At 64.4% G+C, this 11,189-nt stretch carries 9 protein-coding genes; 6 read left to right on the top strand and 3 right to left on the bottom strand.

Annotation, left to right across the window (positions count from 1 at the left end; translation table 11 throughout):
* Nucleotides 1–261: 261 nt before the first annotated feature.
* Entirely contained in the window at nucleotides 262–1,305 is a 1,044-nt protein-coding gene (locus NZN28_RS03190) for a protease complex subunit PrcB family protein (RefSeq protein WP_295395324.1), read from the top strand.
* Nucleotides 1,306–1,567: 262 nt separating this feature from the next.
* On the opposite strand, the gene der is transcribed toward NZN28_RS03190, so the two are convergent.
* Entirely contained in the window at nucleotides 1,568–2,908 is a 1,341-nt protein-coding gene (gene der, locus NZN28_RS03185) for a ribosome biogenesis GTPase Der (RefSeq protein ID WP_295395323.1), read from the bottom strand.
* Between the two features lie 250 nt (nucleotides 2,909–3,158).
* On the opposite strand from der, the gene NZN28_RS03180 reads away from it, so the two are divergent.
* Both NZN28_RS03180 and NZN28_RS03175 read left to right on the top strand, forming a co-directional pair.
* A complete protein-coding gene (locus tag NZN28_RS03180) occupies nucleotides 3,159–3,827 on the top strand; it encodes an SDR family NAD(P)-dependent oxidoreductase (RefSeq protein WP_295395322.1) in 669 nt (222 codons plus the stop codon).
* A gap of 470 nt (nucleotides 3,828–4,297) precedes the next feature.
* The gene (locus tag NZN28_RS03175) at nucleotides 4,298–5,170 is read left to right on the top strand and encodes an ion transporter (RefSeq protein WP_295395321.1); all 873 of its coding nucleotides are present in this window, start codon (nucleotides 4,298–4,300) and stop codon (nucleotides 5,168–5,170) included.
* Here the strand turns inward: NZN28_RS03175 and NZN28_RS03170 are convergent.
* Nucleotides 5,154–5,651, bottom strand: coding sequence for a DinB family protein (locus NZN28_RS03170; protein ID WP_295395320.1), 498 nt, complete (start codon nucleotides 5,649–5,651; stop codon nucleotides 5,154–5,156). The genes NZN28_RS03175 and NZN28_RS03170 overlap by 17 nt on opposite strands.
* A gap of 40 nt (nucleotides 5,652–5,691) precedes the next feature.
* Between NZN28_RS03170 and NZN28_RS03165 the strand changes: the two genes are divergently transcribed.
* The 3 genes from NZN28_RS03165 (at nucleotide 5,692) to NZN28_RS03155 (ending at nucleotide 7,983) form a co-directional block, all read left to right on the top strand.
* Nucleotides 5,692–6,303 (top strand): lysophospholipid acyltransferase family protein, encoded by a 612-nt coding sequence (locus NZN28_RS03165; RefSeq protein WP_295395319.1) that lies wholly within the window; start codon nucleotides 5,692–5,694, stop codon nucleotides 6,301–6,303.
* 107 nt (nucleotides 6,304–6,410) lie between these two features.
* On the top strand, nucleotides 6,411–7,487 hold the full coding sequence (prfA, locus tag NZN28_RS03160) for a peptide chain release factor 1 (RefSeq protein ID WP_295395318.1): 1,077 nt from the start codon (nucleotides 6,411–6,413) through the stop codon (nucleotides 7,485–7,487).
* Between the two features lie 28 nt (nucleotides 7,488–7,515).
* Nucleotides 7,516–7,983, top strand: coding sequence for an NUDIX hydrolase (locus NZN28_RS03155; protein ID WP_295395327.1), 468 nt, complete (start codon nucleotides 7,516–7,518; stop codon nucleotides 7,981–7,983).
* Nucleotides 7,984–8,158: 175 nt separating this feature from the next.
* Here the strand turns inward: NZN28_RS03155 and mfd are convergent, their stop codons facing one another.
* Nucleotides 8,159–11,149 carry a transcription-repair coupling factor gene (gene mfd / locus NZN28_RS03150; protein WP_295395317.1) on the bottom strand — a complete coding sequence of 997 codons (2,991 nt, stop codon included), beginning with the start codon at nucleotides 11,147–11,149 and terminating at the stop codon, nucleotides 8,159–8,161.
* Between the last annotated feature and the right edge of the window lie 40 nt (nucleotides 11,150–11,189).

The following is an 11,189-nucleotide window of genomic DNA, read 5'->3' as shown; positions in this document are numbered from 1 at the left end:
TTGACCGAGCATTCTATCCTTTCAGCCTAAGTTTATGCCCTTTTTTCACTACTTTTCACTACAGTTCAATCTCTTGACTTGTAGTGCTTCAAAAACGCCGTTCCGCTAAAAAATAGCTTTCACAGCAAGCACCTGTTTGCACTCCCTGATTCCACGCTGTACCTTTACCCGCTTCTCATCCCAACCCAACCCCACCCCCCACCTTTTGAGCAAAGATTCACCCAAGGCCCTTCGCTCACCCAAAGCCGCTAAGATGGAGACATGAAACCATGGGTGGGCCTAGCGATGTTGATCCTGGCCGGTTGTGTACCCCAACCGGGGCAGCAACCTTATCAACTAAGCGAGATTCAGGTGCTCTTCGCCGAGAATACCGAGCGCTGGACGTATTTTTACGGAGAACCCCAGGCCGTGCGGCTGGGGGAACGCAGTCTGGCCCTGACCCGGGGCGTCTCGGCAAGTCCCCTGGCCGTGGCCGACGCCCTGCTGGTGGGGGGAGAGGCCCTCTACCGGGAGATTAGCCCGGCCCTGCCCCGCGTGGCCCAGACCACCCGCACCTTCCCCGGTTTGCAGTTCGTGGTGCGAACCAGCCGCAGCGTGCAGAGTGCTTGGCTGTTCGATGGGGGCTGGTCGCGGCTGGGCGGGGCCATTGCCGGCAACGCGGCCCAGGTGGTTGAAAACCGCCCTGGCAGCCCCCGGCTGGCCTCCCTCTCGGAAGCCGAAAACGAGGCCTTGCTGCGGGAAATCCTGGGCCGCCGAGGGGGGCGTCCGGTGGTGGTGTACGAAATTGAGCCTCCCCTGGAACCCAACCGCTTTGAGCCAGCCCCCAGCCAAAGCCGGGTGGCGGCTGTAGCAGTGCAGTATGGCCTCGAGACGGAGCTAACCCTTATGCCCCCCACCCCCAACCCCACCCCGCGCGTCCTGCAACAAGGCGGCCAGTCCGCCTACACCGCCCCGAACCCGGCGGCCTTCCTCGCCAGCAACACCAGCCAGCTGGTGACCCTCTGGCGCCTGGCTACGGGCAACCAGATTCCCCAGCCGGCCACGCCAGCCGTGGACTTCAACCTGAGCCGGGTGGTGGCCTTCTTCTGGGGCCAGAAACCCACCGGCGGCTACAGCGTGCAGTATGTGAGCAGCCAGCTTTCGGGCAGTACCCTCAGGGTCACGCTGCGCCTGAACAGCCCGGCGCCAGGAGCCATTCTGACCCAGGCCCTCACCAGCCCTTTTGTGATGCTGGAGGTGCCGGGGCGCTTTGGGCGGGTCGAGTTTGTGGACACTGCGGGGCAGTTGCTGGCGGCGGGCAACTAAGTACTGTGTCGCATAAAAGCCCGTGCAACCACAGCCGCACGCTGAGCGAATCAAGTCAATCCTTGCCTGGACTCGCTCTCCCCTACGCCGTAGGGGAGGCCAGGTGGGGCCGCTGACCTGGCCCTTGACGCAACCATCAGGTTGGGGGTCTTGTCCGATGCCCTCCCCAACCCTCCCTACGCGGTAGAGAGGGGCTCGAGGGCTATCACTCTTTGGAATTTCTGGGTGTGCATGGGTCTCTTTGAGACTGTGTACTAATCGGCTAGACCGCCTCGCCCCGGCGGCCCCGAAAGACCATCCGAAAGGGAATTTCGCGCAGGCCCAGGTCCTCGCCGATGCGGTTCCTTAAGAAGCCCTCGAAGGCCCGGGTCACGAACTGGGGGTAGTTGCAAAAAAAGACAAAGGTGGGCGGGGCCACCTCGGGCTGGGTCAGGAAAAAGAGCTTGAGGGGCTTGCCCTTGAAGTTGGGCAGCATGGTCTGGGTGCTCCAGACCGAGAGCCATCGGTTGAGTTCGGCGGTTTCGAAGCGCACTCGAGCCAGCTCGTAGAGCCGCGCTGCCTCCGACAAGAGCTTGTGCAGGTTCTGCTTGGTGACGGACGAAACATAGAGGATGGGCAGGTGCTGGATGTGCGACAGTTTGAGGGCCAGGTCGGCCCGCACCCGCCTGGCTTCTTCCTTGCTTTGAATCAGGTCCCACTTGGTGATGGTCACGATCACCGGCTTGCCAGCGTCCAGGGCCTCGTTGGCCAGCTTGAGCTCGTGGTCGCCGAGTTCCTTGGGGTCTACCACCAGCAACACCACGTCGGCATCCAGAATGGCCTGGTGGGCGCGTCCAATGGCCTGCTCTTCGACCCCCGTTTCGGGGCGCTTGCGGATGCCGGCGGTGTCCACCAGCAAGAACTTGCTGCCCCCGTAGTCGAACTCCACGTCAATGGTGTCGCGGGTGGTGCCGGGGATTTCCGAGACAATCACCCGCTCCTCGCCCAGAATGGCGTTGAGCAGGCTGGACTTGCCCGCGTTGGGGCGGCCCACAATGGCCAGGCGGATGGGTACCACCTCCGGCTCGCTCTCGCCCTGGCGCACCGGCAGCAAAGCCCAGATGCGCTCTAAAAGCTCGTCGAAACCCCGGCTGTGGGCCGCACTGGTGGGGACGGGCTCGCCAAAGCCCAGGGCGTAAAAGTCACCCAGGTAGGCCTGGTGCTTGGGGTCGTCTATCTTGGTGGCGACCAAAAGCACCGGTTTGCCCTGGCGGCGCAGAAAGTCGGCGACCTCGAGGTCTGCCGTCGCAATATCGCTGCGGCCATCCACTGCAAACAGCACCAGGTCGGCGTCCTGAATGGCCCGCTCCACCTTTTGCTTGATTTTCTTTTCCCACACGTCCCCCGACCACAGGCCCCCGGTGTCCACCAGCTTGAAGCGGCCCTGCTCGCTCTCGACCACCCCTTCTTTGAGGTCGCGGGTGACCCCCGGTACGTCGGCCACCACCGCAAACTGGCTCCCGGCCCTGGCAGATTTCTCGGGTGCAGTCCGCAATCCCAGTAGTTTGTTGAACAGGCTCGACTTGCCCACATTGGGGCGACCCACAATCACCACTCGGTACATAGTTCCTCTCGCATTCGCTTCAGGCACAGACTCGGCCCGCCCAAGCCCTCGTTCGTGGCCATTTACCCTCTGCCCGTCGCTTGAGGGCGGGGCGATACCGTATTTTCTGGACTCGAGCTTGCCGCACAGCCCACAAAAGAGCAACCAGGGGTTGCCGGGTGAGGGGGCTTCGGGCGCAGGGTCGGGGTCGGCTGGAGAACGTTACCCAAATCCACAAACAGCATCCTTGATGTTACCATGCGCTTGTTGTATGAAACCGAAGGCGTGTCTGGTGGTGGGCATGGGGCGGGGCATCGGGCTCAGCGTGGCCCGGCGCTTTGGGCGGGGAGGGTATCGGCTGGGCCTGGTTGCCCGCAGCGTAGCCAGCCTGGAAAACTACGCCAGCGCCCTCGAGCTCGATGGCTGCATGGTCAGAAGCTTCCCCGCCGACATCACCCGCACCCCCCAGCTGATTTCAGCGGTGAGGGAAACCGAAAAGCAGCTCGGCCCCATCGAGGTGCTGGTCTACAACGCCTATGCCTCGGCAGGGGGCCGGGCTTCGGAACTCAGCCCGGAGACCCTCGAGGACACCCTCAAGGTCAACCTCTATGGAGCGCTGGTGGCGGCCCAGCTGGTGATCCCCGGCATGCTCTCGCGCCGCAAGGGCACCCTCCTCTTTACCGGAGGCGGCCTGGCCCTGAACCCCGCGCCCGAGCTGGCCGCGCTCTCGATTGGCAAAGCCTCGCTGCGCGCCCTGGTGGGTGCGCTCAGCAAGGAGCTCTATCACGAAGGCATCCATGTGGCCACCGTGACCATTGCGGGCCAGGTCAGGCGCAACACCCCCTTCGACCCCGACCTGATCGCCGAAAAGTTCTGGGAGCTGCACGACCAGCCGCCCGGCAGGTGGAAGACCGAGGTGGTCTACCAGGGACAGGGGTGAAGGGCCTTCCAGAGCCAAACCAGCACTGACAACATCCCCTGCGGGTGGCGCAGGTCTCGAGCCGCCACTGACCGCGCTCCCGGATTTCGGCTCCAGGCTTTGCGGAATCCGACAGGTTGTCAAACAGTAAAAAAGCGTTGGCTGACCAGGTTGAATACACAGTCGTATAAAAGCTTATCCACCTCCAGCTTTCCGTGTGCGATGGCTCCTGGGCCCCCTCCCTACCACGTAGAGAGGGTGGGGGAGGGTGTTTGGTCGGGCCCTGAAATGGCAGGCAGCGTAAAGGTGCAGGTCGGCAACCCCACCTGACCTCCCCTACGCTGTAGGGGAGGAACAACAGGGGCTTTCGTTGATGAACAGTAGGGGGCTTGATATAGCCCTTGAATGATGCCCCTAAGCAACTGTACAAGCATCTTTGCGACGCTGTATTGAATACCGTCCCCAGACCGAACCGCCTATACTCTTCAGGTGTGAGCCGTTCTGTACCCAATACCCTCGCCCGTCTGGTGGAATCGGAACCGTTCAATCGCTTCGTGACCGCCGTCATCCTGTTTGCGGCGGTGCTGGTGGGCCTCGAGACCTACCCGGCCCTGATGGAGCGCTACGGCCCCACCCTGCACCTGCTCAACCAACTGGTGCTGGCTGTTTTTGCCCTCGAGGTACTGCTCCGCATGGCGGCCCTCTGGCCCCGGCCCCTGCGCTATTTTCAGAGCGGCTGGAACGTGTTCGATTTCGCCATTGTGGCCTTTAGCCTGCTGCCAGGGCTGGGAACGTATGCGGTGGCGGCCCGCCTGCTGCGGCTCTTGCGCGTGCTGCGGCTTATCCGCACCCTGCCCGACCTTCAGGTTATTCTGGGCGCCTTGCTGCGGAGCATCCCCTCCATCGGCTGGGTGCTGGTCTTGATGGTGCTGCTGCTTTATGTCTACGCCGTGGCCGGGGTGTTTTTGTTTGGCCAGGGCGACCCCTTCCACTTCGGCAACCTGCACACCGCCCTGCTGACTTTGTTCAGCATCCTGACCCTGGAGGGTTGGGTAGAAATTTTTCGCATCCAGTATTTTGGCTGCAATCGCTTCGAGCTGCCGGACCCCGCCCTGTGTACCCAACCAACAGCTCAGCCCCTGCTGGCGGTGGGGTACATGGTCTCGTTCGTGCTGCTGGGCACGCTAATTTTTCTGAACCTGCTGGTGGGCATCGTGGTCAACAGCATGGACGAGATGCGAAAAAATCTGCAAGAAACCCGGCTCCCCCCGCCCGAAAGCCTCGAGCAGCAGCTACAGGAGGTACAGGCCAGGCTGCGCGAGGCACAGGGGATGCTCGAGGCCTTGGTCAAAACTCGGGATTGACCAGGTCGGTGTCCACCCCTGGCCCCAGCACCGCCGGGTATCCCAGCACCCGCCCCAGGGCCGTAATCTGGCCCTTGTGGTGGAATTCGTGGGTGATGGGGTGCAGCAGCAGCCAGCGCTGGCTCACCCGAGCCTTCCAGCCCCGAACCGGGTGCGTCCACTCGTATACCCGGTCAAGTTGGTTGAATGTTTGCAGGGCCTCTTCTACCACCGCATCGGCTTGGGCAAAAACCGCCCGCATGGTAGCTACATCGGGCACCTCCGACCCCCGGATGCCAGTCGGGGGTTGGCCCAGGCCCACCGTACCCACCCACCACAGGTAGCAGTCGGCCACGTGGGCGTGCAGGTTGCGGATGCTGCCAAAGGCAAAATCGGGGTGCTCCCGGAGGTAAATTTCCGGGGGCAGCGAAGCGCAGTAGCCAAAAAGAATTTCTCGGGAGCGCCGCACCCAGCCGTAGAAAACCCGCAGGTCATGGTTCATACCAGAGGATACTCCGCCCGGTGTGGTATACCAGTAGTCAATGGCACATCCGTATGCGATACACCCTCAGACGCCCTGGCAGCGTTTTGGGGTTTGGGCCTTGCAAAGGCTGGGCTGGACGGCGGTGATGGCCCCACCCCCAGGGAACAAGTTCGTGCTGGTGGGCTACCCCCACACCTCCAACTGGGACTTTCTCTATGCGCTCTTGTGGGGCATGGCCTCGGGCACGCGCTTTCGCTGGGTGGGCAAGAAGGAGCTTTTTCCCCCGGTGCTGGGGGCGGTGATGCGCTGGCTGGGGGGCATCCCGGTCGACCGCTCCAAAGCCGGTGGCGATTTCGTTAAGCAGGTGGCCCGCATTTTTGACCGGCACGACAACCTCTGGGTGGTGGTGGCGGCTGAAGGCACCCGCAGCCGGGCCCCGTACTGGAAGACTGGGTTTTACTACATGGCCCTGGAAGCTAAAGTACCCATTGCGCTGGCCTACATTGACTACCCCCGCAAAGAGGTGGGCATTGGCGGCTATTTCACCCCTACCGGCCAGATTGAGGCCGACTTTGAGCAAATCCGGCATTTTTACGCCGACAAAACAGGCCGCGACCCCAGCAAGCAAAGCCCCATCCGGTTGAAGCCGAAAGACGAAGCCAAAAGCTGAATGTCGAAAGCCCAGCATGGTTTTCGCAAGGGCCGAGCCTTCGCTTGGTAGGGCATCACCTATCAGTCGCGCGGCATCCGGGTTATTCTGGTTAACAGTGACCGTGTATGCTAGAGAAACTCCAAGCCCTAGAAGCCGAGTACCAGATGCTCGAGCACCAACTCGCCGACCCGGCAGTGCTCGGCAACCCCTCCGAGTATCAGCGCATCAGCAAGCGCTATGCCGAGATGGGGCATCTGGTGGAGACCATCCGCGCCTACAAAGAGACCCTAGCCCACCTCGAGGAGGCCCGTGAGTTGCAGTTCGACCCCGAGTTGGGCGAGATGGCCCAGGCCGACATCGCCACCCTGGAACCCAGGGTGAAGGCCCTCGAGGCCGAGCTCGAGCTGTTGCTCCTGCCCCGCGACCCCATTGACGAGAAGAACGTGATTGTGGAGATTCGCGCCGGCACCGGGGGGGAGGAGGCCGCCCTCTTTGCCGCCGAGCTGCGCGACATGATTATGGAGTACGCCCGGCGAGGGGGCTACCGGGTGGAGCTGCTGGACACCTCGCTCACCGACCTGGGGGGGGTCTCCAAGGTCTCCTTTGAGGTGACCGGGCCGGGGGCCTATGGCTACCTGAAGTACGAAGCCGGGGTGCACCGGGTGCAGCGGGTGCCCGCCACCGAGACCCAGGGCCGCATTCACACCTCCACCGCCACCGTGGCGGTGATGCCCGAGGCCGAGGAGGTGGACGTGCAGCTCGACCCTGCCGACCTGGAAATTACCGTCTCCAGGGCCTCCGGGCCGGGGGGCCAGGGGGTCAATACCACCGACTCGGCGGTGCAGGTCTTGCACAAGCCCACCGGCATGATTGTCTCCTGCATGGAGTCGCGCAGCCAGATCAAGAACAAGGAAAAAGCCCTGGCCATCCTGCGCTCGAGGCTGCTCGAAATTAAACGGGCCGAGGAGGCCGCCCGCCGCCGCGAGGATCGCCTGGCCCAGATTGGCGCGGGGGAGCGTTCGGAGAAAATCCGCACCTACAACTTCCCCCAGTCACGCGTGACCGACCACCGCATTGGCTTTACCACCCACGACCTGGAAGGGGTGCTCTCGGGCGATTTGTCCAAGCTGCACGAAGCCCTGCGCAAAGCCGACCAGGAACGCCAGCTCGAGGCCCTCTCCAGCGCACCCAAGTCCGCCTAGGACGCGAAAGGCGGGCCATATGCATGGGTTGCGGCGTGACCTATTGGTAGCGGCGGCCATCCTGATGGACCGGCAGGGGCGGGTCTTGCTGGTTGCCAACGACTGGAGCCGGCGGGGCAAGGTGCGCTATACGCTGCCGGGGGGCGTCGTCGAGGCCGGAGAGACCATTCTGGCCGCCATCGTGCGAGAAGTACAGGAAGAAACGGGCCTCCGGGTCAAGGGCATTCAACACCTGGCCTATGTGATTCAGGTCGAGGACGCGCGCAAGGGCGAGCGCACCATCGCCATGGCCTTCCGCGCCGATTACGAAGGCCTGCTCAACCCCAAAGACCCCGACGGGCACATTGTGGAGGCCCGCTTCTTCAACGCCGAGGAGGTCGCCGTCAAGCTGGATGAGCACCGCCCCCTCCTGGAGCCCCTGATGGACTACCTGCGGGGGGAGCGGGGCCGCTTTTATGCGTACTCGAGCTGGGGCAGCGAAGGAACCAGGGTTTGACTTATGCCAGCCGTCGAGGCCGAAAGCCTTCTTGACACCCGGCCCTTCGCAGGCCCAATCGAGTCTCCCCAGTCGAGCCGATGGCCGCGCAAGGCTATCTGCCGCCCCAGGCAAAGCACATCCGGGCCAGGAATCCAGGCCCTAATCCTGCGGCTCTGGAGGGCGCCGGACTCGGCTAATCCACCAGATACAGCACCTCGCTGATGGCCTGAACGTATTCCCCAGGGGCCAGCCCCTTTTTGGGAATGCGAAACCCCGGCGGGTACTGGGTGGGCTCGACCCGGAAGGGCAGGGCCCGCAGGGCTTTGGCGTCGTAGTCGAGGCGGGGGGTCTGGAAGGCCATTTGCAGGTGGAGCATGTCCTCGGTGATGGAGACCACCCCTCTGGACTCGGCCAGAAGCCGAAGTTTGCTGAGGGCCAGGAAGTTTTCCACCTCCTCGGGCGCGGGGCCGTAGCGCTCCTTGAGTTCCCTGGCGATGCGCGAAAGCTGGGCCAGGTTGCGGGTCTCGGCCAGGCGGCCATAATAGCGGCTGCGGGCGGCGGGGCTGGGGATGTACTCGGGGGTCAGGCGGGCCGAGAGCTGTAGGTCGAGGGTGACGTGGCGCGGGGGCTCTACCTTCTCCCCCTTGAGCTTGCGGACGGCCTCCGACAAAAGCTCGGTGTAGATTTCCAGGCTCACTGCGCGAATATGGCCGTGCTGCTCGGGCCCCAGAAGGTTGCCCACCCCGCGGATTTCCATGTCTTTTTCGGCCAGCAGGTGGCCCGAGCCTAAGTCGGAGAGGTCGGCGATGGCGGCCAGGCGGCGTTCGGCCCCTTCCGTCAGGCGCAGGGGGTGAAACAGGTAAGCGTAGGCTTCCTCTTTTCTGCGCCCTACCCGCCCGCGCAGCTGGTAGAGGGCCGCCAGGCCCAGCTTGTCGGCCCGCTCCACCAGGATGGTGTTGGCCTCGGGGATGTCCAGCCCGCTCTCGATGATGGTGGTGGCCAGCAGCACGTCGAAGGCCCCCTCGGCAAAGGCCAGCATGGTCTCCTCCACCGCGGTCTCGTTCATCTGCCCGTGCACCACCCCGATGCGGGCCTCGGGCACCAGGGCTTCCAGGTATTTGCGCCGGGCCAAAATGGTGGCCACCCGGTCGTGCACGTAAAAGGCCTTGCCGCCGCGCTCGAGCTCGTCCATGATGCCCTGCCGCACCAGGGCGGGGTCGTAGGGCGAGAGCACGGTCTGGATGGGTTTGCGGCCCGGAGGGGGGGTCTGGATGCTGCTTAGGTCGCGCAGGCCCACCAGGGCGCTGTAAAGCGTGCGGGGGATGGGGGTGGCCGACAGAAAGAGCGTGTCCACGGCTTCTTTTAGCTCGCGGATGCGCTCCTTCTGGCCCACCCCAAAGCGGTGCTCCTCGTCCACCACCAATAGGCCCAGGTCTTTGAAGCGCACGTCGGGCGAGAGCAGGCGGTGGGTTCCGATGACGATGTCCACCTGGCCCGAGGCCAGAGCAGCGAGAATCTCGCCCGCCTCTTTCTCGGAGGTGAAGCGCGAGAGGCCCGCCACCCGCACCGGCAGGCCCTCCAGGCGGGCCCGGAAGGTCTGGGTGTGCTGCTCGGCCAGAAGCGTAGTCGGCACCAGCACCGCCACCTGCGCCCCGTGCCCCACCACCCGGAAGGCAGCCCGGAGGGCCACCTCGGTCTTGCCGAAGCCCACATCCCCCGAGATCAGGCGCTCCATGGGGCGGGGGGCCTCGAGGTCGCGCAGGGTTTCTTCCAGGGCCTTGTGCTGGTCGGGGGTCAGCTCGTAGGGGAAGTTTTGCGCCACCAGCGCGTCCCAGTCCGGCAGGGGGCCAAAAGCCCGGCCCGGCGTGGCCTCGCGCTTGGCGTGCAGCACCAGCATCCGCTGGGCCAGCTCCTCGGCGTCCTTCTGGGCTTTTTCCCGGGTGCGCTTCCACTCGCCCTTGCCCAGCGACGAGAGGGCCGGGGGGTCGTCGGTGGTGCCGGGGTGCCGCCTAAGCAAAGGGAGCTGCTCCACCGGAAGGTACATCCGGCCCTCCCCGGCGTAGCGCAGCACCAGGTAGTCGCGCTTGGCCCCCAGCACCTCGCGGGTCTCCAGGCCCAGGTACTGCCCGATTCCGTGCTCGGGGTGAATCAGGTAGTCGCCCGCCGAGAGCCCCCCCGGGTCGGCCACCTCGCCCCCCACCACCCGCCGCCGAAGCACCTCCGCCCCCCCAAAGGCGTACAGGTGGGCTTCGCTCAGATATACCGTGCGTTGCTCGGGGTCTAAGAAGGCCCCCTCGAAGGGCGCGGGCACCAGGTTGAGGGTCGCGGGCTGGGGCTTCAGGAGGGGGGTGGAGCGAAGGGCGTCCTGGGGCAGGGCGTTCCCGGGTTCTTGCAGTTTCTTCAAGAGATAGCTGCGGCTTTTGGGATGCCGGTAGAAAAACACCACCGCAAAACCGGCCTGCATCCAGGCCCGTGCGTCCTCCACAAACTTCGAGAGGCGGGCCCGGTAGGGGGGAAGCGGCTGGAGGGAGAGGCTTAGAGGCGGCAGCTCGGGCCCGCCCAGGCCGAAAGCGACCCGCTCCCGACCCGAAATGAGGGGCCAGAGCGCCTCGGGGGCCAGGGCCGGGGTATCTAGGAAGAGCGTGCCGGGGAAGTGCAGAATTTTGTGGGAGTCCCAGGTCTCGGCCTTGCCCTCGCGGGCCGTCAGGACATAGCGCGACCTGGACTCGCCCGCCACCTTGAGGCCATCGATCTCGTCGCCAAAGAACTCCAGGCGAACCGGCGGTGCGCCAGGGCCGGGGGCCTCGAGCTCCAGCACATCCCCCTGCACGCGGTAGTCCTCCTCGCGCAGGTAGCCCATGCGGAAAAGGCGCTCGAGCAGGTCTTCGCGCAGGTAGCGCCGGCCCACCTCCAGCACCAGCCGCCAGGCTTCGGGCTGGGCGGGAAAAGGGGCAAGGGCCTCGGGGTAGCTCATCACCACCACCTGCGCCTCGCCGATGGCTTCCAGGCCAGGGTTCACATAAGCCGAAACCCCCAGCGCCCCCAGGTTGGCGTAGAGCTTGAGCCGCTCCGGGGGGCAAAGCAACACCCGGGGGCCCTGGCCCTGGGCAAAGAGCAGAGCCCGGGCCACCTGGGGCAGGCCGGGCAGATAGTGGTTCAGGATGGACAAAGCAGCGGTCTGCATAAAGGGTCTTTTTTCACAAAACCAATTCCTTCCCCAGGGC

The organism is Meiothermus sp. (genome assembly GCF_025056915.1).
Classification (GTDB): Bacteria; Deinococcota; Deinococci; order Deinococcales; family Thermaceae; genus Meiothermus.
Note: the sequence above shows the minus strand (reverse complement) of the source record. Positions and strands in the feature narration are given on the sequence as shown.